This window comes from Sporosarcina sp. P3, assembly GCF_002743415.1.
In the GTDB taxonomy this organism is placed as follows: Bacteria; Bacillota; Bacilli; order Bacillales_A; family Planococcaceae; genus Sporosarcina; species Sporosarcina ureae_A.
Genome location: NZ_PDZE01000011.1, coordinates 78356 through 101974, shown reverse-complemented (window position 1 = coordinate 101974; position 23619 = coordinate 78356). Strand labels below are relative to the sequence as shown.

Sequence of the window (23619 nt, the reverse complement as noted above, 5' to 3'; positions counted from 1 at the left end):
CAGCGTGCGTCTTGAGACCCTGGACAGGTGCCTTAATTTCTGCAAAGTACACAGAAATACGGCAAAGCGAACCCTACGTTGTTCGCTTGGCTCAAGCCACGCCCCTCGGAAAGCGTGCCTTTCGGAGTGCAGGGGAACGGGGTGAGATAGTTATGTCCCAGCCTCTTTCTATACTTATTATAAAGAAGAAATTTTATGGAATTCAGGTTGGCCTTCTGTAAATGTAGCCAAATAGTCAAAGCCGATTGACTGATATAATTCTAAAGATTCTTTGAACTCATGTGCGATTTCTGAGGTTCTATGCGCATCTGAACCAAGTGTAATGATTTCGCCTCCACATTGTTTATACAAACGCAAAATGTCTTCACTTGGCATATTATGTGGCAATCCGTAGCGAGTTCCCGAAGTATTCAGTTCAATCCCTTTACCTTCTGGTATAATAGTATTGAAGATCTTTTCTAAATAGTCATGAAATAAATTGGCTGGCGGCTGATCAGTATAGCGTTTAATTAAATCCGCATGTCCAAGCACGCTGTAACGCTTATAATTCTGGACGCAATACAATAACTCCTTATAATACGTCTCAAAGGCAGCCTCTGTTGAACGATCTTCAAATAGCTCGCGATAGTGTAAGGACTTATTTTCGACTGTGTGCAGTGAACAGATGACGAAATCAAATTTATGCTCGTCCATCAATTCCTCGTATAGATGCAATAAGTCAGGTTGCAAGCCAATTTCAACACCTTTTTTAATGGTCAGTTGTCCATCAAATTGTTCATTCAATTGAAGAATTTTTTGTGCATATTCAAGTTTGTCAAAATCGAAATGAATCGTTTCATCTGGGTATTCATAATCGACGTGATCGGTGAAGCAAATTTCGGTAAGGCCTTTAGCAATAGAAGCTTTGGCCATCTCTTCCATCGGAATTTCACAATCCGCTGAAAAAGCGCTGTGCATATGATAATCAAACATAGTATCCAGTCTCCTTTTCTATAGTACATATTGTAGCAGATGAACGATGCTACTAACAGTTGACAATGCTCTACATAACCATTATAGTAATAATTAACTTTAGCGTAGTAAAGCAATGAAGTATATATTTGCATGGAAGGCGGTAGAAGATATCTTGTATTCTGAAATTCTTGGAAATGAACATGAAAAGCATGAAAAAATTATCGACACATTAGGAAAACGATTCACTACATATGGTTATAAGCGTATTAAAACATCCGCATTCGAACAATATGATCTGTATTCCGATGTACGTACCTCAATCAATCAAAACGAAATGATCAAGGTGATTGACTATACCGGTGAAGTACTCGTATTACGCCCGGACGTCACGATCCCGTTGACACAGCAACTCGTACAGTTGAATGATAATTTACCCGAAGAAATGCGTTATTATTATGTGCAAGAAGTATTTAGGCAGACATTCCAAGAAAGTGAACGAATCGGTAAAACACAGGCAGGAGTCGAGTTCTACTGCAAGAGTTCACCCGCATCAGATGCCGAAACAATTATGCTTGCATGTCATGCATTACGAGACGTTGGTTTCACAGATGTGAAAATCGAGATTGGTTATGCTGGTTTCTTCAATGAATTAATAGCGGACTCTAATATTACTACTGAACAAACGGCCGAACTTAAGACATTGATTCAAGCAAAAAACGTCGTGGAAATAGGTCCGTTCTTACAGCAATTATCAATAGATCCCTCTATTAAAGAAATACTTGAGCAATTACCTCTATTATACGGTGCACCTGAAGTAGTGTTTGAAAGACTACAAAACTTACAGGTTAGTGAATCGGCGCAAAATGCAATCAAGTATTTACAGCGAACGTGCGATATCGTTGAACTATATGGCTTGAGGAAGCATATCGTCATCGATCTCGGTTTGATCAACCATATGGGATATTACTCAGGAATCATTTTCCAAGGCTATGTAGAGAACTTTGGAAAGCCGGTACTAATGGGTGGACGTTATGACGCATTAAGCGAAGAATTTGGCATGAAATTACCGGCAATCGGTTTTGCATGTGAAATCGAATCATTAGTCAAAGCATCATCTACTAGAGAACGGAAAGAACGATACAGCATAGATGTGATTGTATTATATGAAGAAAGCCGTATTAAATACGCAATTGATATTACGAATGAATTGAGAGAACGTGACTATCGTGTCATTTCTAAACCTATAGTCGATGCAAAACACCAGACAGACAGTCTCTATACAATTCAATTAACAGAACAGCAAAATAAACTAGTAAATCAAGACGAAGCTAAAGAGTTCATGGATTTCAAACAATTGCTTGATTTGATCACCGGCAAGAAAGGGGCACCTGAATGGATTATCTAACAGTAGCAATGGCAAAAGGACGTACAGCGGAACGTGCGATGAAGTTCCTTGAAAAATCGGATGTGCATTTTTCGGAATTTACGGATGAAAGCCGGAAGCTTGTGATCTATGATGACAAACAAAAGATCAAACTAATCTTTGTCAAAGCAGTAGATGTTCCGGTATACGTTGAAAAAGGCGCAGCGGACGTAGGGATTGTGGGAAAGGATGTCATGATGGAAGATCCTCGTGATGTCTATGAATTATTGGACTTAGGAATTGGACGTTGTAAGCTGGCGGTGGCAGGATATCCTGATACGCCAGTTGAAAACGTACCATTCCTGACAGTAGCTTCGAAATATCCATTAGTTGCGAAAGAGTATTTCGATAAAAAAGGTATTCGTACGGAAATGATCAAGTTGAACGGGTCAATTGAACTCGCACCATTGATCGGCATGTCAGATGTCATTGTCGATATCGTCGAAACGGGTACGACTTTAAAAGAAAATGGTCTCGTTGTCTTACAAGAGATGGCAGATGTCAGCGCTCGTTTGATAGTCAACAAAGCGAGTTATGCTACAAAAACAGAGGATATTCAGCAGTTTATCAGAGATATGAAGGAAGGCTTGGAGGTGCGTTCATGAAGATCATTCGTGGTGCCGAATTTACAGAGGAATTACTAAGACGCGACGATTCCAATCAAACAGATCTAGAATTTGATCGCAATGTCCTTTCCATCATCGACAAAGTTCGTTCTGAAGGAGACAAGGCAGTTCTGGATTTTACCGAACAATTCGACGGAGTGTTGCTTGATAGTTTGCTTGTCACAGAAGAAGAAATCAATGAAGCAGAACAAGCAGTTGCAGATAATTTCTACCGTGCATTGCGTTCAGCAAAAGAGCGTATCACGGCTTATCATGAAGCGCAAAAAGAGCAATCATGGTTCTTGAATCCAAATGAAGGCATCATGCTCGGTCAGAAAGTAACACCGATCGACAGTGTTGGACTTTACATACCGGGCGGAAAAGCAGCCTATCCGTCGACGGTCTTAATGAATGCATTGCCAGCGAAGATTGCAGGAGTCGGACGGATTTCCATGGTGACTCCACCACAACGTGATGGCAAGATTAATCCCTACGTTTTAGTTGCAGCTAAAGAAGCGGGGGTTGATCGAATTTATAAAGTAGGTGGAGCGCAAGCGATAGCTGCTCTAGCGTACGGTACTGAAACAATTGAAAAAGTCGTCAAAATTACGGGCCCTGGGAATGCATACGTCGCAAGAGCAAAAAAGTGGGTGTTCGGTGATGTAGCGATCGATATGATTGCTGGACCAAGTGAAATTTGTGTCGTAGCCGACGCCCATACGAATCCTATTTATGCAGCAGCAGATTTGTTGTCTCAAGCAGAGCACGATGAGCGTGCGGCGGCCGTATGTATCACGACCAGCGAAACATTTGCGACTGAGCTATCCAAAGAAGTAGAACGTCAGCTTGCTGAACTCGATCGTAAAGAAATCGCAACACAATCTATAGAACAATTTGGGCGTATCATTATAGTGGATTCATTAAATGAAGCATTTGATATTGTGAATCGTTTAGCGCCAGAACATTTGGAGCTCATGATTGATCATCCTATGGAGCACTTGGCAGCTGTACGAAATGCTGGAGCAATCTTCTTAGGTCAACATTCACCTGAAGCATTGGGGGACTACATGGCTGGACCGAATCACACATTACCAACGAGTGGAACCGCAGCGTTTTCTTCTCCATTAGGCGTATATGATTTTATGAAGAAATCGAGTATTATTTACTATTCCGAAGACGCGTTGGCAGAAGTGGCAGATGACGTCATTACATTAGCAGATGCCGAACAATTAACAGGACATGCCAACTCGATAAAAGTACGAAAGGCAGGATACTAATGCGTAAACAACAACTAACACGTAAGACTGGCGAAACATCTATTGAAATGGACTTTTCATTAGATGGCACGGGAAAAACAAATATTCATACTGGCGTTGGATTCTTTGATCATATGTTGACGGCATTCGCAAAACACGGACGTTTTGATCTATCTGTTACGTGCGATGGCGACATTGAAGTAGACCAACACCATTCCGTAGAAGACATCGGTATCGTACTTGGACAATTATTCAACCAATGCATCGGTACAAAAGAAGGAATAGAACGCTTCGCTCTAGTTTCCACGCCAATGGATGAAGCATTATCCACTGCATCCATTGATATCAGCGGTCGCTCGTTCCTCGTCTTTAACGTAGACGGAATGAAAGACAAAGTAGGAGAATTCGACACAGAACTAGTTGAAGAATTCTTCCTAGCATTCACAAACAACGCCAAAATCACATTACACATCAATCTGAACTACGGAAAGAACACACACCACATCATAGAATCCGTATTCAAAAGCTTCGGCCGTGCCCTACGCGTAGCCAGCACTATCAACCCAGAAATAAAAGGGATTCCTTCTACTAAAGGATCTTTGTAATTAACTATTTAAAGGTTTTGAATTCCAAGAGATATTCTAGTGATCTTCACTGCGGGCGACGATTTCCGCGTATTAGTCTTGAGACACCACAGCGAAGTGAGGGGGCTCAAGCTATACCCGCAGTGCAGATCAACGGTGGCAATGTAGTATCCAAACTTCATTTATTAGGAGGACTAGTTGATGATTTTATTCCCAGCAATCGACATTAGAGACGGCAAATGCGTTCGCCTCATCCAAGGTGACTATGCGCAAGAAATAATTTACAATGACTCACCAACCAATATGGCACAGGAATGGCAAAACCAAGGAGCCGAGTACATCCACGTCGTAGACTTAGACGGTGCCAAAACAGGAAACTCCGCCAACAAACAGGCTATCGAAGCTATTGCGAAATCAGTCAGTATACCTGTTCAAGTAGGTGGCGGTATCCGCAACATGGACATTGTCGACTCGCATATCCAAAACGGTGTCGCACGTGTCATTATCGGCACGGCAGCAATTCAGGATCCTGAATTCTTGAAAAAAGCCGTTGAAAAATACGGTGACAAAATTGCTGTCTCAATCGACGCGCGCAACGGCTTAGTTGCAACTGACGGTTGGACCGAAACAAGTGACGTCAGAGCAGTTGATTTATTGCAGGACTTAGCGGAAATTGGCGTCAAAACAGTTGTCTATACAGACATCATGAAAGACGGCATGCTTCAGGGACCTAACTTTGAAGAACTGAAAATAATGGATGACGCGTCTTCGATTGATATCATCGCATCAGGTGGTGTATCGACAGAAGAAGATATTAAACGACTCGCTGCTGAAGATATGTACGGTGCTATTATCGGTAAGGCATTATATGAAGGCAATCTATCCTTAAAAAAATTATTGGGGGACGACAGTCATGTCAACAACTAAAAAGATCATTCCGTGTTTGGACGTAGATAATCGTAAAGTTGTAAAAGGAAAGAAATTTCTAGACGTTCAGGAAGTGGCAGATCCCCTTACATTAGCAAAAAAATATGTCGCGGATGGTGCAGATGAACTCGTCTTCTATGACATCTCGGCATCGACAAAAAATCGTGGTATGTTCCTTGATTTAATTGAGGAAATTGCAAAAGAAGTACCGATCCCATTCATCGTAGGCGGAGGCATTCGTACGCTTGAAGATGTGGACAAAGTGTTTGAACTAGGCGGTAATAAAATTTCCATAAATAGTGCGGCTTTAACTAATCCGGAATTAATCAAAGAAGTAGCGGATAAATACGGTTCAGAGCGTGTAATGTTATCCATGGATGTTCGTCAAGAAGGCGAAAACAAGTGGTCGGTTTATGCAAAAGGTGGTATGGAAGAAACAGGGATAGATGCGATTGAATGGGCGAAGAAAATGGAGGCACTTGGCGCTGGTGAATTGGTCGTCAATAGTGTAGACGAAGATGGCGTCAAAGACGGGTATAATCTTGCGCTCAACCGTGCTATGGCTGAAGCAGTTAATATTCCAATCGTCGCAAGTGGTGGTGCAGGAAAACCTGAACACTTTAAAGATGTACTGACAGAAGGGAAGGCTGATGCAGCCCTGGCCGCATCCGTATTCCATTTCAATGAAATCAATATTCGAAACTTAAAAAATTACTTAGCAGAAGAAAATATTGCAGTTAGGAATGACTAATATGACACTAGACATCAATGCATTGAAATTCGACGACAAAGGTCTAATCCCAGCGGTTGTACAAGACGATCGCACAGGTGAAGTCCTAATGCTTGCTTATATGAACAAGGAATCTATTGAAAAAACGTTAGAAACAAATGAAACGTGGTTTTATAGCCGTTCCAGACAGGAACTTTGGAATAAAGGCGCAACATCTGGAAATACACAGCAAGTGCAACGTATATCTGTAGACTGTGATCAAGATACATTGCTAGTCCAAGTTACACCAGAAGGGCCTGCATGTCATACGGGCGAGAAAACTTGCTTCTTCACAACGGTAAAGGAAATAGAAGAATCATTACGTGAAGTCGTCTATGAAGTAATCGACGAAATCGCGGATCGCAAAGCTAATCCGATAGATGGCTCGTATACGACGTATTTATTCAACGAAGGTATCGACAAAGTGTTGAAAAAAGTCGGAGAGGAATCTACGGAAGTCGTAATCGGCGCAAAAAATGCGGATAAAGAAGAAGTGTCCAATGAAATTGCAGACCTGGTCTACCATACGCTTGTATTGATGAATATTCTTGACGTAGATCTAACGGATGTTCAGCAAGTGCTACGTGAAAGAAGACCAAAAAAGGAAGTGCCGCGCAATGAGTAGATTTCTGAGCACAGTTGCGCACCGTACAGAACCTTACGTTCCGGGTGAGCAGTTGAATCAGCCAGATATCATTAAATTAAATACGAATGAAAATCCGTATCCACCAAGCCCTAAAGTATTGCAGGCCATTCAAGAGGAGCTGAACGGCAACACGTTACAGCGTTATCCTTCACCAACAGTAGATCCATTGCGTCACGCGATAGCGGAGACGTACGGATTGACAAAAGATCATGTGTTTGTTGGTAATGGCTCTGATGAAGTACTGGCATTTTCATTCATGGCGTTTTTTGAGCCAGGAAAAACTATTAAGTTCCCTGAAATTAGCTATAGCTTTTACCCGGTCTATTCTAAGCTATTTAATATTTCATACGAAAAAGTGCCGTTGAATGCTGATTTTACAGTACCCAAAAAGCAGTTCTATAATTCACCAGGTGGCGTCATTTTACCAAATCCAAACGCACCAACAAGTATTTATGCTGAGTTGGATGTAATCGAAGACATTTTGCGAAACAACCAGGATCAAGTAGTCATTATTGATGAAGCGTATATTGATTTTGCAGGCCCGTCTGCGATGAAGCTGATTGATCGTTATCCAAATTTACTTGTGATTCAAACCACGTCTAAATCTCGTGCACTCGCTGGGTTGCGTGTCGGATTCGCACTGGGACAACCTGAATTGATTGCGGGCTTGACGCGGATCAAAGATTCATTCAACTCCTACACGATTGATCGTTTAGCTATGGCAGGGGCTACTGCTGCATTTGTAGAGCATGCCTATTTCACGGAGAGTACAAATAAAGTGATTCGCACACGTGAATATACAGTCCAAACTTTAGCAGAATTAGGGTTTGAAGTTTTGCCTTCAGATGCCAACTTCGTCTTTGTAAAACCTCTGCATAAGGATGCAAAAGTGTTGTATCAACAATTAAAGGACCGCGGCATTTTAGTACGCCACTTTGATCAAGCGGACATTCGTGAGTATTTACGTATTTCGATCGGTACAGACGAACAGATGAACACGCTGTTTGAAGTGCTTAAACAACTAACTTAATGAATAAATCGATCAAAAGCCATTCAATACTGAATGGCTTTTTCTTTGCATGTATGTATAGGAAGTAGTATAAAACCTTGTTAAATCAGCTTTTATGACAAGGTTTGATACACGTAACTAATGTATATGTATACAAATTAATGAATTACAAAACTTTTCTATTGTATTTTTATACACGCTGTCTTATAATAATGAAAAGAAGCTTGATTGGGGAGATAAAATTATGAAAACTAAAAATATAATTATAATTGGTGCAGCAGGAAGAGACTTCCACAATTTCAATACATATTACCGTGGTAAAGAGGAGTACAATGTCGTAGCATTTACAGCTACGCAAATCCCCGATATCGATGGACGTAAATATCCGACTGAATTAGCAGGTGAATTGTATCCTGAAGGAATCCCTATTTATTCACAAGATCAACTACCTGAGTTAATCAAAGAACTAAAAGTAGATGAATGTGTATTTTCTTATAGTGATCTTAGTTATGAAAAAGTGATGGGAATTGGTGCGATTGTCAACTCGGCAGGCGCTAACTTTACACTACTTGGTTCAAAAGCAACGATGATCAAAAGTAATAAACCAGTTATTTCTGTTTGTGCAGTTAGAACTGGAACAGGGAAGAGTCAGACTTCACGTAAAATTATCGAAACATTGCTTGGACATGATTTGAAAGTAGTAGCGATTCGTCACCCGATGCCTTATGGCGATTTGGCTGAACAACGTGTACAGCGCTACGCAACAGTAGAAGATTTCAAAAAACATAAATGTACAATTGAAGAAATGGAAGAATATGAGCCGCACGTTGACCGTGGAAATATCATCTATGCAGGTGTAGATTACCAGGACATTTTGGATGCTGCTGAAAATGATCCAGACGGCTGTGACGTAATCCTTTGGGACGGCGGGAACAACGACTTTTCATTCTATGAGCCGGACTTAGCAATTACAGTTCTCGACCCACACCGTCCAGGCCATGAGCTGAAATATTATCCAGGTGAAGTATGTTTGCGTACATCTGATGTATCGATCATCAACAAAATCGATAGTGCATCGGAAGAAGCTATTCAAACGGTTGAAAACAATATTAAATTTGCGGCACCAAATAGTACGATTATTAAAGCCGAGTCAAAAATCTCTGTAGATCAACCAGAAATCATCAAAGGCAAGCGTGTACTGATTGTTGAAGACGGCCCGACATTGACACACGGTGAAATGAAACTGGGCGCGGGTGTAATTGCGGCACAGCGTCTTGGAGCAGCTGAGATTGTCGATCCACGTCCCTATGCAGTAGGAAGCCTGATCACGACTTTCGACAAATACCAGCACATTGAAAATATCTTACCGGCAATGGGTTATGGTGATGAGCAATTAAAAGATCTGGAAGCGACGATCAACGCAGCTGATGTAGATGCAGTCATTATCGGTACACCTATGGATCTTTCACGTGTCATTAACATCAACAAACCATGCACACGTGTCTATTATGACTTGGATGAAATCGGAACACCGAATCTTGAGTCAGTTCTAACAGATTTCATCAAAAAGCATAATCTTTCTGCAACAAATGTGTAACAATAGATAACGTATACAGCACCTGTTACGAATGAAAATTCGATTGCAGGTGCTTTTTTCTGATATACTACGTTTAGGACAGTAAGGGGGTAATAACTTGTTTAATTCAAAAGTCATTGATCTCGTCATTGGTCTGGTGATGGCGTACTTTGCATATGACCGAATCGCGACAGGACATACAGGAATGGGTATTTTCTTCGCAGTACTTGCGGCATTGAATTTATTGGCATTTTTCCTGAAACTCAGAACCGACAAAGATATTCAGCAAAAACAATTATAAAACGAATCAGTTGTTCCTTTAACCGCATTCTTGTAGTATAATAAAAAGATTGTAATTTTTGAAATGAGGCTAGAAATCACATGAAAAAATCGATATATGGTTTGACAATTGAACAATTGACAGACTTTCTTATAGAAAATGGACAAAAAAAGTACCGTGCTGCACAAGTTTGGGACTGGCTCTATAAAAAACGCGTCTTATCATTTGATGAAATGAACAATATTAATCAAGAGACAATTGATGTATTGGATGAAAACTTCGCGATCCAGACACTGGAACAAAACGTCAAGCAAGTTTCACAAGATGGCACGGTGAAATTCTTGTTTAAAATGCATGATGGCAACTTGATCGAAACAGTTTTGATGAAATTCCCGTATGGCCATTCAGTTTGTGTCACCACACAAGTTGGATGTAATATTGGTTGCAGTTTCTGTGCAAGTGGACTTTTGCGCAAAAACCGCGATCTCGATGCAGGAGAAATTGTGGGGCAAATCATGAAAGTGCAAGAGCATCTGGATGGTAAAGGTGAAGATGAGCGAGTCAGCCATATTGTAGTCATGGGTATAGGCGAACCGTTTGATAACTATTCGAATTTGATGAATTTCCTTCATGTCGTCAATCATCAAAAAGGACTGTCGATCGGTGCGCGCCATATTACTGTATCAACCAGTGGTCTAACAGAAAAGATCAAAGACTTCGCAGATGAAAAACTTCAAGTGAACTTGGCGGTTTCATTACATGCGCCAAATAATGAGTTGCGTTCATCGATCATGAAGATCAACAAAGCATTTCCTATTGAAAAGTTGATGGATTCAATTAACTACTATTTAGAAAAGACGAATCGTCGAATCACATTCGAATATATTTTATTGCGTGACGTCAATGACCATGTAAAAGAAGCCGAAGAGTTGGGTCGATTGCTAGCGGATAAGCGTCACTTGTCATATGTCAATCTGATCCCGTACAATCCGGTAGATGAACATGGCCAGTATCAGCGGAGTGAGCCGGAAGCGATTAAATCGTTCTATGAAGCACTTAGACGTAAAGGCATCAACGGTGGTGTGCGTCTTGAAAATGGTACGGATATTGACGCAGCATGCGGTCAATTACGCAGTAAACAAATCAAAAAAACAAAAAAACAACCGGTCGGAGAATAATTCTCCAACCGGTTTTTAATTTTTGCGCGCTAATTTTACGATGAATTGAACAATCACGGAAATGGCTAGTCCGAACGATGATATAATAAACAAAGACAAAATACCGATCGCTTCCGAGAATTCATTGTCCATCATCAAGAAGCTGCGGAACATTTCGGCAAATGCTAGAACTAGTACGACCATGAACATTTTAAATGCTATCGATAGTTCATAGAACAATAAAAGGGAACTGACAATGCCGACCATTAGACCGAATACTGCGAACGTCAAATAGTTATTGACGACCAAGTCATGTCCAAGAACTGTCCGCACGCCTAAAATGAGTAGAACAAATGAAGTCAGCGCAGTAAAAAAACCGGCTTTCCAATAACGAGAATCCAACACGTACACCTGCTTTCCTTACTTAGTATAGCGGAATCGACGGAATTCGTCACGCAACCCGACCGTTATTTCATACGTTTTAGGTCGGCCAATAATTCTTCTTTATAGGATTCGTTCGAGAAATTATATTCTTTAAGAATATAGCCTTCGGAATCCAGTAAATAAAAATTTGTACCATGAACAACTTGCGTTGATGATTCGTGTTTCAACACAAAAGTCTGGAATTCTTCCCGCGCAAATGCTTCGAGTTCTAGTTGTGTGTAGCCCGTTAGAAAATGCCAATTGGATTCGTCGTCAGTAAAGTTTGCGATATAGTCTTTCAATACTGCAGGTGTATCGGTATCAGGATCTACAGAGAAGGAGACAAAGTTCATGTCGATGTCCTGATCTTTCAATTCGGCTTGTAGAGCTGCCATTTCACTCGTCAATGTTGAACAAACTGTTGTACAATTTGTGAAAATGAAATCTGCAATCCATGGTGAACCAGAAAGCTCCTTGGAACTAAATGATTGATTGTGTTGATCCGTGAAGGTGAATTCACGGATTTGTTTTCCACGTTCAAGAGGTTCACTACAACCACTGACGAATACTACGAGCATCAACAGAAAAGGAATCAGACGTTTCAACTGCTTTCACTCCTTCGCATTTGCTCCGGTAATTCAATTACCACAATAGTTTCTGTTGTTTCATTGGAAATTGTAAATGTACCTGTGTGTAACCGGACAATTTCTTTGACTATTGATAGACCGAGTCCAGTACCGCCAGTTGTGCGAGTTCGTGCTTTATCGGTACGGAAAAAACGTTCTCCGATTCGCTCTACGTCCTTGTCACCGATGGTTACACCGTCATTCGCAATGCGGTATTGTACACCTAGCTTACTGGCGGTTAGAAGAATAGAAATGGATTGCTCAGCATATTTCACTGCATTATCAATCGTGTTATAAAAGACTTGTTGCAATCGTTTAGGGTCACCTTCCAAAATCAAGTCTTCATCAATCGATGTGTGTAACTGAATACTTTTATCCTGTAATCGAATCGCAAATAAATCCATTGTATCCAACAGTAATTGTGCAATGGCAATGGGTTCAGTTTCCAGCGTATATATATCTTGCTCTAAATGGTTCAGCTCGACTAGATCATGTATGAGCTTCTTTAGGCGTTCTGTTTCCTTCTCAATGGTCGATAAGTAATGTTTAACTTCATCAGGAGACGAATCGATTTTATCGCGTGAAAGTTGCGCGTAGCCGCTAATATATGTCAAAGGTGTCCTAAGTTCATGTACAATATTCGACGTGAAATCTTTTTTTCGCTGATCTTGCTCTTCAAGAGAGCGGCTCATGGAATCGAATGCAGTTGCTAGTTTACCTATCTCATCTGTCCGTCCCGTATTGAGTCGATTCGAATAATCACCTTTAGACACTTCTTCCGAATAGGTCTGCAAAGTTTGTAATGGCTCGAATAACGAACGCCATACACGTTGCAAAATTAAAAAAAGAACAATAAAGAAAATGCTGCCTACGAGTAACATGATGGGGAGACTGTCATGGAAAACGTCTTGGATTGCTGCTAGCGGAACGTAAATATAAATGAAGCCGATCAGTCCGTTTTCTCCTTTAATAGGGAAAATCCCACCGAAGATTTCACGATTTAGTTCATCTACATAGCCTTCTTTCATGACGGGCTTACCCGTTTCAAGTATCTTCTCGTCGCTATCATTGATGAGTGATTGATAATCAATCTGATAAGGGAAATAGGAAGTCAGATCATCGAGACGATCCACGACAATAATTTCATACTCCGAGACGATGTTATACCATTGAATCTTTTCGATGATCGAATCACTAAGTTCACCGTAATGATAATGCGAAGCTGTTCGATTTCCTTGGTACATAATTGACTCTTTAATCTGTTCTTTATATAAATCTGTATACAAGTAATGAATGAAGAAAAATGAAAATAATATGGTACAGATGATGCTGCCTAAAAATACAATTAACATCTTTTTGCTTAGATTTAAATTATTCATTCAGAGTCCTCTAACTTGTAGCCAATCCCCCATACTGTCTCAATCATTTTACCTGCGTCACCTAGTTTTAATCGAAGCGTTTTAATATGCGTATCAATTGTACGCTCACTACTCTGGTGATCGTCACCCCAGACCAATTCAAGTAGCTGCTCCCGAGAATAGGCACGTCCTTTATGTTTGACTAGTAACAAGAGTAGGCCGAACTCTTTTAAGGTTAGATTTAAAGGTTTTCCGTTAAGCTGTGCGGTATATGAGTCTTCATTAATGGTAAGGGGACCTACTTGCAAGACGAGTGGATCGGGATTATGGCGGTATGTTCTACGTAAGACGGCTTCAATCCGCGCTATGAGTTCACCTGGTAAGAAGGGTTTGACGATATAGTCGTCTCCACCAAGCTTCAACCCTTGGACTTTATCCCACTCTTCGCCCCGTGCAGATAGGAAAATTAGAGGTGTTGAGGAAGTGCGCTTCATCTCCTCTGCAAATGTGAAACCATCCATATAGGGCATCATCACATCGACTATGCATAAATCTATAGTATGTTGCTTTACCATCGACAAAGCTTGCAAACCGTCACTCGCTTCTACTACGCTATATCCCGCATCTTCGAGGATCACACGGATTAAATCACGCATTTGCGGTTCATCATCAATGACTAATAATTGGTAACCCAATTCAATACGCCTCATTTCATAAAATCTCTACATGCTAATTTTCCTGAATAGATGTGAAATCCACATGAAGTTTCAAAAAGTTGTCGAAACTTCATTGAAATTTCGTAATCATATTTTATAATCATAACAGCTAAACGAATAGATAGGAGAATGAAAAGATGAAACGTTTCGGAATGTTTGTAATGAGTACGGCATTGGTCGGTATTCTCGTTGGATGCGGTCAAGAGGATGATGTGCCAACGGAAGCGGTTTTACCTGAACCAATTGAAGTGGAACTTACAGTACCTGAACAAGGTAATGTCGATGAACCGGTAACGATCACTACACTCGTGACACAAGGTGAAGACCATGTAGATGATGCATCGGAAGTAGAGTATGAAATTTGGGAAGAAGGCAAGAAAGAAGATAGCATTCATGTAGAAACTACCTATGATAAAGAAGGTATTTATTCAGCGGAAAACACCTTCGAGACTAACGGTCTGTACCACGTGCAAGTTCACGTTACAGCACGGGGCATGCATGTTATGCCTGTAAAGAAAATTCAGATTGGAGAAGCTACTCAGCAACCCGATGAACACGAAAGCGCACAAGAAGGTCAACATCATGAACATGGCGAAAGTGTGGAAGGTCTGTCTCTTCATTTCGTGCAGCCTGAGGATGCGAAAGCGACTACCGATACAGAGTTAGTGACGCATGCACAGCTTAACGGCGAAGCAATAGAAGCGCAGGTCCGCTATGAGGTGATCTCTGCAGATAAAGAAACCACTTGGGTAGATACGGATGAATCCAAGCCGGGTGAGTATACAGCAACCTATCAATTCCCTAAAGCAGGCAGCTATCAAGTGATCATCCATATTGAAAATGAAGATATTCACGAGCATGAGGAACATACTGTAGAAGTAAATTAAGTCCATCCCTTGTCACGCTGGTGACAAGGGTGTTTTATTGGGAAGTAAAAGCTGTAATTCAGTGGTGAAAAAGGTTACACTAGTACAAGAGTAAGATTAACCAATCAAGAGGAGTGTTAGCATGACAAATTATCCAAAAAAAACATGTTCCATAGAAAGACTTGTAACCATACCGGAAGATGTTCAAAAAGTACTCAACGGTGAAAAGTGGGCGACTAGACGTAATGGTGTCTATGCATACCCAGGCGAAACGATGACGTTAGAGGGTAAAGAGTTCAAAATTGATAACTTGTACGAACAAACACTCGGAGAACTAACAGATGAAGACGCCAAATCAGAAGGTCATGAAACAGTTGAAGAATATAAACAGGCGATGTTGTCGATTCACGACAAAATGCCTTGGCTTCCTAAAATGAAGGTTTGGGTGCACGAATACAGCCCAACTCAGAAATAATCTTTTAAATGAACTTTTATTACGGAGCGATTGTCTTTGCACACGTAGTCTCGGCTGTAATTTCAGTAGGACCTTTATTTCTCCTGCTGCCATTAATACGCCGGCTACGTACTGCTAAAGCAGAAGCAGAAGACATCTATCTGGCGTTTATCCGAGTCATTATACGACTCGTTATGCATTCAGGCCACGTGCTTGTTGTGACGGGGATCTTATTAATTCTATTTGGACCGTGGCCATGGAACACGTCGTGGATTATTCTCACAATAGGCGTCATGTTGCTGTCTGGATTCTTCCTGGCAACCGGCTTTTCCTCTGTATTGAAAAGATTCCATGAACCAAGCAATGACAGGGAAGCAGTAATCAATAAATTGCAACGCACTGCTTGGGTCTATATTGGATTGCTGATGGTGATGCTTTGGCTCATGGTACAAAAGCCGGCAGTCTGGTGAAATTACATAGCGAGTAAAAAGATGTGTACATGGTTGCACATCTTTTTAATTGCAAGATTTGGTTTGACAGTGAAAATTACAGCGAATATGATGAAGATAGCAGTTTTTTGAAAGGAACGATTCGAAGATGAAAATGAAAGTACTCGGTCTGATGATGATCGTTGGATTGTTATTGACAGCGTGCAGTCCGACAGGCAGCAATGAAACGATAAAAATGGGTACGACAGCAGGAATTTATTCAAAAGTCATCGATCAGGCACTAAAACCGGCACTTGAAGAACAAGGTTACGATGTAGAAGTCGAATCATATGTAGATTTAATTGAGCCGAACAAAGATCTGGCTGATGGCAAAATAGATGCCAACATGAACCAACAACAAATTAGTCTCGATCAGTTTAACGAAGAATATGATTTGCCTATAGTTGCTTTGACAGAAGTTCCAAGCGTTGGTCTTGGCTTGTACTCCAACTCGTTGACATCGATGGATGATATACCGAATGGTTCATGGATTACTATTCCAAATGATGAACTCGGTACGGCTCGAGCATTACGCTTCCTTGAACAGCAGGGGCTAATTACGTTAGATCCAGACGTCCCAACTTATGCGGTTACAGAAAAGCACATTGAGAGTAATCCTAAAAACCTGAATATCCAACCTATCTTGATTGCACAACTAATTCCATCCATGGCAAGTGGTGATTTGGCGATTATTCCAGACAACTATGTCATGGTCAATGAAATGGAATTGAAAGACGCCCTCGCACATGAAGAGCTTGGTGAGGCGTTGCAATATATTGTTGCGGTCAGAGAAGAAGATCGTGAGAAGGATTTTGCTATAGCGATTAAAGAGGCAATAGCATCGGAAACATTCCAAGAAGCAATCGAAGAACATTTCCAAGGCTTTGGAAAATGAAAACCACGTATGGACTCAATTATGAGCCCTACGTGGTTTTTTCATCTTCCTTATCTTTGCTGTCGTTTCAAAAAGTCTATATCTGGGTAATAGGCATCTTTAACGAGTAAATTGGGTCCGAGACAACGCAACGCAGGACAGTGACAGCTAACGTTTTTCGCTAGCGGCTGTTTTCGATCATTCGAGCAAATTGAGCTGCACGACGTATTGCTCTACGGACTTCTTCGAAAACATCGGCTCGCCACCAGTCAAGCTAATATCGTCTGCAAGTGGGAGATCCAACCAACTGCGCAATGTTCACAACGCATATTGCATAAATAGGTCGTTGTGAATTCTATGCTTGATAAAACTTGTTTACCGTGTAAATCTACATCTTGATACGCTTCCGATGCATCTGATAAATGGGAATGGGACCATGTTCGTAAATTCTTATATCAGTTAATTTTCATCGCTAGCATATTCCGCTAGATCCTTCGCGTATTTACTCATAGAAGAAGTAGAAACATCAAACGCTTCTGCAATCTCTTTTAATGTCATATCAAGTGGTTCGAAAAACGTATTCTCTTGTCCATAGCGGATTGCACCTGCGGCGATGGCGAGTTTCTTACGCGCTTTTGGCTGCTCATCTACTAAGAAGTCTTCGAGCACTTCCAGTAACGCTTTCGATTCTCGGTTATGTTGCATTAAAAATTCATTAGCTGACTCGATAACGCCTGCTTCAAATTCAGTAAACTCATCTCCGGTATAGCCACTTTCTCCAAGCGCAATCCAGAATTTCATGATGGAGTCTTTTAGAGAAGGATTTTCTGTGTCCGCAAGTGATGTAGCAAACTGTTTGATTGCTTCCGAATGATCAGTCGGGAAGAAAATTAAACTTGAAACTGCCAGATAATTACCTTCAGACGTCCCATCGGAAAGTATGAAGCAATAGAAGTGCACACCAACGGGAACAGGCTTATCACTTTCTTTCCACAATTCAATTGTTTCATCGCCAAGAATACTCGTAGCTGTTAAATATGTATCTCCGACAGCGGTTACTTCACCAACAAAAACTCGCGGCTCTGACCACCTATCCAGTAGTTCCAAAATAGATGGGCGAATATGTTTCTTCTTCTGCTTTGCCAAATAATCATCCCAAATATCTCTCCGTTGATGGAAGAAGAATTCGTCAAGCGCAATCGTTTCAATCATTTCTTGTGGTAAATAACTATTCAGTGAAGACTTCCATATATTTGCGAATTCCACAAACGCCGGTACATCAGGTCTCTCTGGATGAATATCATAAAACGTTTGCAATAAGTGCTCCATTTCATCAGTCAATAAATCCTCAACTGTCACCGCATTTTTTCGTTCACAACACTTTTTATATTTTTTGCCACTGCCACATGGACATGGATCATTACGTCCAACCATAAAAACACTTCCCTTATTAAAATTACTACATAGTCTAGTGTACCAAATGAAAAGGCAGTTGGCATTGGATTTGAAAGGAAGTGATAGAAAAAGGTATAGCAAAAGGTACTCTGTTCATCTTTTAGAGAAGATGTTACTATTAAACAATTACTCTAAACTTTCAGGGATAGGAATAGCTGAATAGAAGTATGATATATCCGCATTCAAATAATAGTAAAAGGGGAATGGTTATATGGGTTTATTTGATGGACTATTAGGAAATGCATCTATCGTGAACAAAGAAGAAGTTCGAAAGGAGTTACATTTGATCTTGGCGAAAGGTGAAGAAGTGGAAGCCGCGTTCAAGCTCGTGCGGGATTTAATTGTTTTCACGAAAACAAGATTAATACTTGTAGACAAGCAAGGTATCGCAGGAAAGAAAGTGGAATATCATTCCGTCCCATTCAAAAGTATCTCTCACTATAGTGTAGAAACTGCAGGAACATTTGATATGGATGCGGAATTAAAAATTTGGATATCAAGCTCACAGACACCGCATATTGAAAAACAGTTTAGAAAAGATCAAGCGATTTATGATATTCAAAAAATATTAGCAACGGTTTGTGTGTAATCTACATCTTACTTAAAGAAATGGTACTTTCCGTAATAGAAAGTACCACTTGACCATTATTTCGTTTTTGGTGAAGTAACATTTTCATACGCAACGAGTGTCACACCTAATTGATCCTCCAAACGATTCAGCGCATGTAAATCTTCGGTGCTTAATTGTGCAATTGACGTATCTTTTTTTGTCATATACATAACTTCCTTTCACTGTTTGAGCATAAGGTGGCTGAATCGCACTAAATTATACATACGAGGGATAAGGAGGCTACGCTGTGTCTGATCCAACTGTATTTGAAAACTTAAAAGTCGCATTTGAAAATCATGTATATGACTTAGATAATTTGGAACAAACCATTCATATTGTACATCGTAAAGATCAACTAGATTTTGCCATGATGGCGAGAGAATTAACCATTCGTTTTTCCAGAGTAGGCTTTCCGTCTGTCATTGTCGATCTTAAGTTGCATTCATCACTCCAGGAGCTGGCGAATGAACTTCTTGAAATCAAAGGCACAGATCCGGGTTGTACGCTTACATTAGTGGTCAGTAAAAATATTCAAGATGTGGATAAAGAATGTAAAGAAATTGCGAGTATTCTTCGTACTGTGTGGGAAAACGATATTAGCTATACACAAACACTTAGCTTTCACCACGAGCAAACAGAGCCAGGGTTCATGAACCGGATTACCATTCATTTTAAACCTAAATTAACGGAAGAACATATGGGGGAAATAGGTGCATTTCTAAAAAGTGTGCTGGACATGATGGAGCAAATTGGAAACGTATCGTAATGAAAGAAAAAACGCTTCCTTAACGGAGCGTTTTTCAAATTTTACTATAAAACTACTTGTTTAAAAGCCCAAATATAATCTAAACCATCATTTTTTAAAACGATTACCTGTATTAACATAGAGTAAGGTAAATACTAATACTAGTATGAAAAGTGTTAATCCTACAATAAAGTATACATCCTCTTCCAACAGTTCACTCACAGCGAACAAGCTGACACAAAAACTTAAAGCGAACATGATTTTCGCCATGAACTTGCATAATGCACGTTCGTTCATGCGCATCTTTTTTTCAATTGGCATTGTATTATAGCCTGTCAGCAATGAAGCACCTTTACCTTGCCAAAGTGCTATGCCATATACAATGAATGCTATCATTATAACTAGATCGAGAAGTAGGCCAAGCATAGTAATTCCTCATTTCATGAAAAGAATGGAGCGAACTCTTTGTCAAGTTCACTCCATTCTATCTTATTACATAGCAGTCTGCCGAGTCTTTACAGCCATCGATAGAGAAATCGCAGCACATAAGAATGCGATGATAACGATTACGCCACCAACTGCCGGCATATTGGTTACGTTACCTGTTTGACTAAAGACTATCCCGCCAACTCCAGATCCAAGCGCAATCCCGACTTGCAAGGCTGAGTTATTGAAACTCTGATGCACATCGGAAGTGACTGGATCACTTTGGATAATATAGTCTTGCTGTGCAGGTGCTAGCGCCCAGCTTAATCCACCCCAAATCATCATGAAGATAATGAACAATGGAATAGAGAATGTCGAATAGGGAAGTGCAAATAAACTGATCGCAAATGCTCCTAATATGATTAAAATGCTTTTCTTTGAACCAAGACGTGAAGCGAGTCCGCCACCAAACGCTCCACCTGCTACTGCTGCAAGCCCAAATAAGAAGTAGAATACACTGATCCAATAAGGACTTAACTTCATCGTGGTCTCTAAGAAGGGAGTGAAATACGCATATACCGTATAATGTCCCGCGAGCATAAACATGGTCGCTAAATGAGCGAAGAATATTTTTTTATTAGCTAGCGCTTTAATTTGAACAGATAATGGTTGCACCATCGCGTTAGGAATTTTTTCGAGAAACTTTGCAATCAATACAATAGAACCTACCGTCAAGATCGCAATTCCTAAAAAAACTGAACGCCATCCAAATGCATTTGTTACGACAATACCGATGGGTACCCCTAAAACAAGCGATGAACTGATCCCCATGTAAATATAGCCAAGCGACTTCGCTCTTACTCGCGGCTCGACCATTCGTGCTGTAATTGTCAAGGACAGAACAATGACGAGTGCCGCACTGGCAGCTGTTAAGACACGAGCAGCCATCATCAAGCCGAATGTCGGACTGAAGTACGTTAAAATGTTACCGAGTAAAAATACGACTAATGTAATCAAATATAATTTCTTGCGTTCCACTTTCGCGGTCAGTGACAATAATACAGGTCCTGCTACCGCATATACGAGAGCGAATACTGTAATGAGTTGTCCAGCCGTTGCAATGGAAACATTTAAATCATCGGCAATGACGGGCAGGATTCCACCGACCACCAACTCTACCAGTCCAACCGTAACGGCGGATACTGCCAATAATAAAACACGTAAATCCAAAACAATTCCTCCTACTAGTGTCTCTACACTATTTTTTGAAATAGAAAAATCCCGATTACAAAAATGATTTTGTAATCAGGATTTAACGGTTCCTGGTAGAGACCCTCGAACCATATTATCGAGGTTATACATGTTGATTCCGTAATGAAATTTTCTATTGTTCAATTTATCATGGAATGTGAAATATGGCAAGTTGGACAGATGGTTACCTAAAAAGTCTTAGATTCAACAATCTATGTAGATGTGACGTTCGTTCTGCGCAATAGTATGGTGCGAATCGTCTCAAGTTGTAAAAGTTCTCATAATCAAGTATACTTTTCCCGATAAACTTGTGCGAATCATTACAAAGATAAAGGATGGATATACATGACATTTGAAGAAATATTGCCACGTTTGAAAGCTGGAGAGAAAGTCATCCGCAGTAACTGGGGCGGAGCGGAATTATACGTAAAGCTAGTAGGAGAAAGCGAGCAAGACGGTAAGAAATTGAATCCATATTTCGTAATTGATGTGACGGGTGAAGGCTATACTATGTTCACACCAACAGTTTGCGATTTACTAGCTGAAGACTGGGTCATCGTAGAGTAAACCTGAAGAATCAAAGCTCATGAGCATTCATGAGCTTTTTTATTAGGAGGCAATCATGAAATTTGCAGAATATGAAAAGAAAACAATAGTAGTGACAGGCGGGGCGTCTGGTATTGGATACGCACAAGCTGTAGCCTTTTTGGAAAATGGAGCAAATGTTTTTGCGTTTGATAGGCAAGAAGGAGATCTCCCAAAATTACAACAAGAGTATGCCTCGCAGTTTGCCTACGCGATTGGCAGTGTCAGTTCAAAAGACGATGTAGCACACGCGGTTAAGGAAGCTTGTAACGTGTTCGGTACAATAGATGTTTTACTAAACACGGCAGGAGTGCTCGATGGTTTTGCGAAAACACTAGACACTGATGAAGCGCTTTGGGATCAAATTATGAATACGAATGTGAAAGGTACTTATTTTATGACCAATGAAGTATTACCACATATGATCGCTCGAAAGTCAGGTGTCATTGTCAATATGGCATCCATTGCGGGTCTTGTGGCAGGCGGTGGCGGTGCAGCTTATACTGCATCCAAACATGCCATTGTCGGTTACACAAAGCAACTGGACATGGATTACTGCCGTGAGGGGATTCGTGCGAATGCGATTGCACCAGGTGCGATCCAAACACCGATGAATCAAGCAGATTTTGAAGGTGACGGTGAAATGGCGAAGTGGGTAGCGGGGGAGACGCCTGCCGGACGCTGGGCACAGCCGAGTGAGGTCGCGGGCCTGACATTATACGTAGCCAGTTCCGCAGCGGATTATATTCATGGGGCGGTTATTCCGATTGACGGTGGCTGGATTGCAAAATAAAGCTTTTGTATTACGAGGAACTCTGTTATAATACCGAAGCAAGCAAATTCTGTTTGCACTACGGCACTTTTGATCGAGCGATAGGCTCTTTCTTCCTTTGGTCGTAGTTATTACTGGAATAGCCACTACGCTATTTCACAAAGGAGAAAATAAAATGAGTATGTCTTATGTTAAGGATTCACCTAAAAGTAAGAGTACGGTGAATGAACTGACGAAAACAGCGCTCGTCGCAGCTTTGTATGTGGCGGTGACGTTTGTCTTTGCAGTGATTAGTTTTGGCGCAGTCCAACTGCGTTTGTCAGAGATGTTCAACTATCTGGCTTTGTATAATAAACGGTACGTGATCGGTGTCACACTAGGTGTCATGTTCGCAAACTTTATGTCACCTACTTGGATATTGGATGTGCCGATTGGTTCGATGGCTACGTTAGTCGCATTATTAATATGTCGAGCACTGACAAAGAAAATTAAAAACGATATCGTCAAAATGGTCATCACCGCTATTGTGTTTGCACTGTCCATGTGTGCTATTGCAGCTCAATTGACTATTATGCTTGGTTTCCCGTTCTGGGCTACTTGGCTGACAGCTGGAATTGGTGAGTTATTGTCCATGACAATTGGCGGAATCATTATATATTCGTTGAATAAGAAAATAGATTTATCCAAATAAAAGAGAGCCAATTCACAGATTTGTGAATTGGCTCTCTTTAATTCTTTACTTTAAATGAATTCATTATATAAATGATAAGTTTGAACTCAAGAA

General features: G+C 40.7%; 29 protein-coding genes, 2 pseudogenes and 1 riboswitch. Of the genes and pseudogenes, 20 read left to right on the top strand and 11 right to left on the bottom strand.

Annotated elements, in window-relative coordinates; genetic code table 11:
• Positions 1 to 177: 177 nt before the first annotated feature.
• Complete coding sequence (locus CSV61_RS13425; RefSeq protein ID WP_099639625.1) at positions 178 to 972, bottom strand: histidinol-phosphatase HisJ family protein; 795 nt, start codon at positions 970 to 972, stop codon at positions 178 to 180.
• A gap of 115 nt (positions 973 to 1087) precedes the next feature.
• Here CSV61_RS13425 and hisZ point away from each other — a divergent pair, with 115 nt between their 5' ends.
• The 11 genes from hisZ (at position 1088) to rlmN (ending at position 11207) form a co-directional block, all read left to right on the top strand.
• Positions 1088 to 2359, top strand: coding sequence for an ATP phosphoribosyltransferase regulatory subunit (gene hisZ / locus CSV61_RS13420; RefSeq protein ID WP_099639624.1), 1272 nt, complete (start codon positions 1088 to 1090; stop codon positions 2357 to 2359).
• Positions 2347 to 2982, top strand: a complete 636-nt coding sequence (gene hisG / locus CSV61_RS13415) for an ATP phosphoribosyltransferase (RefSeq protein ID WP_083032630.1) — start codon at positions 2347 to 2349, stop codon at positions 2980 to 2982. Before hisZ ends, hisG begins: the two co-directional genes overlap by 13 nt.
• Complete coding sequence (gene hisD / locus CSV61_RS13410) at positions 2979 to 4259, top strand: histidinol dehydrogenase (RefSeq protein WP_099639623.1); 1281 nt, start codon at positions 2979 to 2981, stop codon at positions 4257 to 4259. The genes hisG and hisD overlap by 4 nt, the downstream gene beginning before the upstream one ends.
• Positions 4259 to 4843, top strand: coding sequence for an imidazoleglycerol-phosphate dehydratase HisB (gene hisB / locus CSV61_RS13405; protein WP_099639622.1), 585 nt, complete (start codon positions 4259 to 4261; stop codon positions 4841 to 4843). The genes hisD and hisB overlap by 1 nt, the downstream gene beginning before the upstream one ends.
• A 180-nt stretch (positions 4844 to 5023) precedes the next feature.
• Positions 5024 to 5749, top strand: a complete 726-nt coding sequence (gene hisA, locus CSV61_RS13400) for a 1-(5-phosphoribosyl)-5-[(5-phosphoribosylamino)methylideneamino]imidazole-4-carboxamide isomerase (protein WP_099639621.1) — start codon at positions 5024 to 5026, stop codon at positions 5747 to 5749.
• Positions 5736 to 6500 carry an imidazole glycerol phosphate synthase subunit HisF gene (hisF, locus tag CSV61_RS13395; protein ID WP_099639620.1) on the top strand — a complete coding sequence of 255 codons (765 nt, stop codon included), beginning with the start codon at positions 5736 to 5738 and terminating at the stop codon, positions 6498 to 6500. Before hisA ends, hisF begins: the two co-directional genes overlap by 14 nt.
• Entirely contained in the window at positions 6493 to 7143 is a 651-nt protein-coding gene (gene hisIE / locus CSV61_RS13390; RefSeq protein ID WP_099639629.1) for a bifunctional phosphoribosyl-AMP cyclohydrolase/phosphoribosyl-ATP diphosphatase HisIE, read from the top strand. The genes hisF and hisIE overlap by 8 nt, the downstream gene beginning before the upstream one ends.
• The gene (gene hisC, locus CSV61_RS13385) at positions 7136 to 8194 is read left to right on the top strand and encodes a histidinol-phosphate transaminase (RefSeq protein WP_099639619.1); all 1059 of its coding nucleotides are present in this window, start codon (positions 7136 to 7138) and stop codon (positions 8192 to 8194) included. The genes hisIE and hisC overlap by 8 nt, the downstream gene beginning before the upstream one ends.
• Before the next feature lie 223 nt (positions 8195 to 8417).
• A complete protein-coding gene (locus CSV61_RS13380; protein WP_099639618.1) occupies positions 8418 to 9770 on the top strand; it encodes a cyclic 2,3-diphosphoglycerate synthase in 1353 nt (450 codons plus the stop codon).
• A gap of 97 nt (positions 9771 to 9867) precedes the next feature.
• Positions 9868 to 10050: a hypothetical protein gene (locus CSV61_RS13375; protein WP_099639617.1), complete on the top strand. Its 183-nt coding sequence runs from the start codon at positions 9868 to 9870 to the stop codon at positions 10048 to 10050.
• Between the two features lie 80 nt (positions 10051 to 10130).
• Positions 10131 to 11207 (top strand): dual-specificity RNA methyltransferase RlmN, encoded by a 1077-nt coding sequence (rlmN, locus tag CSV61_RS13370; protein ID WP_099639616.1) that lies wholly within the window; start codon positions 10131 to 10133, stop codon positions 11205 to 11207.
• A gap of 15 nt (positions 11208 to 11222) precedes the next feature.
• On the opposite strand, the gene CSV61_RS13365 is transcribed toward rlmN, so the two are convergent.
• The 4 genes from CSV61_RS13365 to CSV61_RS13350 form a co-directional block, all read right to left on the bottom strand.
• Positions 11223 to 11588 carry a hypothetical protein gene (locus tag CSV61_RS13365; RefSeq protein WP_143561099.1) on the bottom strand — a complete coding sequence of 122 codons (366 nt, stop codon included), beginning with the start codon at positions 11586 to 11588 and terminating at the stop codon, positions 11223 to 11225.
• Between the two features lie 65 nt (positions 11589 to 11653).
• Positions 11654 to 12214, bottom strand: a complete 561-nt coding sequence (locus tag CSV61_RS13360) for an SCO family protein (protein WP_233193610.1) — start codon at positions 12212 to 12214, stop codon at positions 11654 to 11656.
• Positions 12211 to 13614: a sensor histidine kinase gene (locus CSV61_RS13355; RefSeq protein WP_099639615.1), complete on the bottom strand. Its 1404-nt coding sequence runs from the start codon at positions 13612 to 13614 to the stop codon at positions 12211 to 12213. The genes CSV61_RS13360 and CSV61_RS13355 overlap by 4 nt, the downstream gene beginning before the upstream one ends.
• On the bottom strand, positions 13611 to 14303 hold the full coding sequence (locus tag CSV61_RS13350; RefSeq protein ID WP_099639614.1) for a response regulator transcription factor: 693 nt from the start codon (positions 14301 to 14303) through the stop codon (positions 13611 to 13613). The genes CSV61_RS13355 and CSV61_RS13350 overlap by 4 nt, the downstream gene beginning before the upstream one ends.
• Positions 14304 to 14446: 143 nt before the next feature.
• On the opposite strand from CSV61_RS13350, the gene CSV61_RS13345 reads away from it, so the two are divergent.
• From CSV61_RS13345 to CSV61_RS13330, 4 genes are all read left to right on the top strand, one after another.
• Positions 14447 to 15196 (top strand): FixH family protein, encoded by a 750-nt coding sequence (locus CSV61_RS13345; RefSeq protein WP_099639613.1) that lies wholly within the window; start codon positions 14447 to 14449, stop codon positions 15194 to 15196.
• Positions 15197 to 15317: 121 nt separating this feature from the next.
• Positions 15318 to 15650: an ASCH domain-containing protein gene (locus CSV61_RS13340; protein WP_099639612.1), complete on the top strand. Its 333-nt coding sequence runs from the start codon at positions 15318 to 15320 to the stop codon at positions 15648 to 15650.
• A gap of 8 nt (positions 15651 to 15658) precedes the next feature.
• Positions 15659 to 16099, top strand: a complete 441-nt coding sequence (locus CSV61_RS13335; protein WP_099639611.1) for a DUF2269 family protein — start codon at positions 15659 to 15661, stop codon at positions 16097 to 16099.
• Positions 16100 to 16226: 127 nt separating this feature from the next.
• Positions 16227 to 17012, top strand: a complete 786-nt coding sequence (locus CSV61_RS13330) for a MetQ/NlpA family ABC transporter substrate-binding protein (RefSeq protein ID WP_099639610.1) — start codon at positions 16227 to 16229, stop codon at positions 17010 to 17012.
• Positions 17013 to 17062: 50 nt separating this feature from the next.
• On the opposite strand, the pseudogene CSV61_RS17370 reads toward CSV61_RS13330, so the two are convergent.
• The 3 genes and pseudogenes from CSV61_RS17370 to CSV61_RS13320 form a co-directional block, all read right to left on the bottom strand.
• A pseudogene (locus CSV61_RS17370) lies at positions 17063 to 17176 on the bottom strand (radical SAM/CxCxxxxC motif protein YfkAB); the annotation flags it as partial.
• 28 nt (positions 17177 to 17204) lie between these two features.
• Positions 17205 to 17407 (bottom strand): annotated as a pseudogene (locus CSV61_RS13325) (radical SAM/CxCxxxxC motif protein YfkAB); the annotation flags it as partial.
• Positions 17408 to 17450: 43 nt separating this feature from the next.
• Positions 17451 to 18425: an SEC-C metal-binding domain-containing protein gene (locus tag CSV61_RS13320; protein ID WP_099639609.1), complete on the bottom strand. Its 975-nt coding sequence runs from the start codon at positions 18423 to 18425 to the stop codon at positions 17451 to 17453.
• 232 nt (positions 18426 to 18657) lie between these two features.
• Between CSV61_RS13320 and CSV61_RS13315 the strand changes: the two genes are divergently transcribed.
• Positions 18658 to 19035, top strand: a complete 378-nt coding sequence (locus CSV61_RS13315; protein WP_099639608.1) for a PH domain-containing protein — start codon at positions 18658 to 18660, stop codon at positions 19033 to 19035.
• 56 nt (positions 19036 to 19091) lie between these two features.
• On the opposite strand, the gene CSV61_RS17265 is transcribed toward CSV61_RS13315, so the two are convergent.
• Positions 19092 to 19220 carry a hypothetical protein gene (locus CSV61_RS17265; RefSeq protein WP_255408204.1) on the bottom strand — a complete coding sequence of 43 codons (129 nt, stop codon included), beginning with the start codon at positions 19218 to 19220 and terminating at the stop codon, positions 19092 to 19094.
• Positions 19221 to 19303: 83 nt separating this feature from the next.
• Here CSV61_RS17265 and CSV61_RS13310 point away from each other — a divergent pair, with 83 nt between their 5' ends.
• On the top strand, positions 19304 to 19822 hold the full coding sequence (locus tag CSV61_RS13310; RefSeq protein WP_099639607.1) for a hypothetical protein: 519 nt from the start codon (positions 19304 to 19306) through the stop codon (positions 19820 to 19822).
• Positions 19823 to 19909: 87 nt separating this feature from the next.
• On the opposite strand, the gene CSV61_RS13305 is transcribed toward CSV61_RS13310, so the two are convergent.
• Positions 19910 to 20227, bottom strand: a complete 318-nt coding sequence (locus CSV61_RS13305; RefSeq protein ID WP_099639606.1) for a DUF3784 domain-containing protein — start codon at positions 20225 to 20227, stop codon at positions 19910 to 19912.
• Positions 20228 to 20293: 66 nt separating this feature from the next.
• Positions 20294 to 21457, bottom strand: coding sequence for an MFS transporter (locus CSV61_RS13300; RefSeq protein WP_099639605.1), 1164 nt, complete (start codon positions 21455 to 21457; stop codon positions 20294 to 20296).
• 52 nt (positions 21458 to 21509) lie between these two features.
• A riboswitch (purine riboswitch) is annotated at positions 21510 to 21609 on the bottom strand.
• Between the two features lie 214 nt (positions 21610 to 21823).
• On the opposite strand from CSV61_RS13300, the gene CSV61_RS13295 reads away from it, so the two are divergent.
• The 3 genes from CSV61_RS13295 (at position 21824) to CSV61_RS13285 (ending at position 23526) form a co-directional block, all read left to right on the top strand.
• Complete coding sequence (locus CSV61_RS13295; RefSeq protein WP_029052786.1) at positions 21824 to 22045, top strand: DUF2829 domain-containing protein; 222 nt, start codon at positions 21824 to 21826, stop codon at positions 22043 to 22045.
• A 55-nt stretch (positions 22046 to 22100) separates the two neighbouring features.
• Positions 22101 to 22856: a 3-oxoacyl-ACP reductase gene (locus CSV61_RS13290; RefSeq protein WP_099639604.1), complete on the top strand. Its 756-nt coding sequence runs from the start codon at positions 22101 to 22103 to the stop codon at positions 22854 to 22856.
• Between the two features lie 154 nt (positions 22857 to 23010).
• Positions 23011 to 23526: a QueT transporter family protein gene (locus tag CSV61_RS13285; RefSeq protein ID WP_099639603.1), complete on the top strand. Its 516-nt coding sequence runs from the start codon at positions 23011 to 23013 to the stop codon at positions 23524 to 23526.
• Positions 23527 to 23619 lie beyond the last annotated feature (93 nt).

Bases quoted from the DNA above. Each gene is read 5' to 3' on its own strand.
- CSV61_RS13425 (WP_099639625.1), bottom strand. From the start codon at position 972: ATGTTTGATTATCATATGCACAGCGCTTTTTCAGCGGATTGTGAAATT.
- hisZ (WP_099639624.1), top strand. From the start codon at position 1,088: ATGAAGTATATATTTGCATGGAAGGCGGTAGAAGATATCTTGTATTCT.
- hisG (WP_083032630.1), top strand. From the start codon at position 2,347: ATGGATTATCTAACAGTAGCAATGGCAAAAGGACGTACAGCGGAACGT.
- hisD (WP_099639623.1), top strand. From the start codon at position 2,979: ATGAAGATCATTCGTGGTGCCGAATTTACAGAGGAATTACTAAGACGC.
- hisB (WP_099639622.1), top strand. From the start codon at position 4,259: ATGCGTAAACAACAACTAACACGTAAGACTGGCGAAACATCTATTGAA.
- hisA (WP_099639621.1), top strand. From the start codon at position 5,024: ATGATTTTATTCCCAGCAATCGACATTAGAGACGGCAAATGCGTTCGC.
- hisF (WP_099639620.1), top strand. From the start codon at position 5,736: ATGTCAACAACTAAAAAGATCATTCCGTGTTTGGACGTAGATAATCGT.
- hisIE (WP_099639629.1), top strand. From the start codon at position 6,493: ATGACTAATATGACACTAGACATCAATGCATTGAAATTCGACGACAAA.
- hisC (WP_099639619.1), top strand. From the start codon at position 7,136: ATGAGTAGATTTCTGAGCACAGTTGCGCACCGTACAGAACCTTACGTT.
- CSV61_RS13380 (WP_099639618.1), top strand. From the start codon at position 8,418: ATGAAAACTAAAAATATAATTATAATTGGTGCAGCAGGAAGAGACTTC.
- rlmN (WP_099639616.1), top strand. From the start codon at position 10,131: ATGAAAAAATCGATATATGGTTTGACAATTGAACAATTGACAGACTTT.
- CSV61_RS13355 (WP_099639615.1), bottom strand. From the start codon at position 13,614: ATGAATAATTTAAATCTAAGCAAAAAGATGTTAATTGTATTTTTAGGC.
- CSV61_RS13350 (WP_099639614.1), bottom strand. From the start codon at position 14,303: ATGAGGCGTATTGAATTGGGTTACCAATTATTAGTCATTGATGATGAA.
- CSV61_RS13345 (WP_099639613.1), top strand. From the start codon at position 14,447: ATGAAACGTTTCGGAATGTTTGTAATGAGTACGGCATTGGTCGGTATT.
- CSV61_RS13340 (WP_099639612.1), top strand. From the start codon at position 15,318: ATGACAAATTATCCAAAAAAAACATGTTCCATAGAAAGACTTGTAACC.
- CSV61_RS13335 (WP_099639611.1), top strand. From the start codon at position 15,659: ATGAACTTTTATTACGGAGCGATTGTCTTTGCACACGTAGTCTCGGCT.
- CSV61_RS13330 (WP_099639610.1), top strand. From the start codon at position 16,227: ATGAAAATGAAAGTACTCGGTCTGATGATGATCGTTGGATTGTTATTG.
- CSV61_RS13320 (WP_099639609.1), bottom strand. From the start codon at position 18,425: ATGGTTGGACGTAATGATCCATGTCCATGTGGCAGTGGCAAAAAATAT.
- CSV61_RS13315 (WP_099639608.1), top strand. From the start codon at position 18,658: ATGGGTTTATTTGATGGACTATTAGGAAATGCATCTATCGTGAACAAA.
- CSV61_RS17265 (WP_255408204.1), bottom strand. From the start codon at position 19,220: ATGACAAAAAAAGATACGTCAATTGCACAATTAAGCACCGAAGATTTA.
- CSV61_RS13305 (WP_099639606.1), bottom strand. From the start codon at position 20,227: ATGCTTGGCCTACTTCTCGATCTAGTTATAATGATAGCATTCATTGTA.
- CSV61_RS13295 (WP_029052786.1), top strand. From the start codon at position 21,824: ATGACATTTGAAGAAATATTGCCACGTTTGAAAGCTGGAGAGAAAGTC.
- CSV61_RS13290 (WP_099639604.1), top strand. From the start codon at position 22,101: ATGAAATTTGCAGAATATGAAAAGAAAACAATAGTAGTGACAGGCGGG.
- CSV61_RS13285 (WP_099639603.1), top strand. From the start codon at position 23,011: ATGAGTATGTCTTATGTTAAGGATTCACCTAAAAGTAAGAGTACGGTG.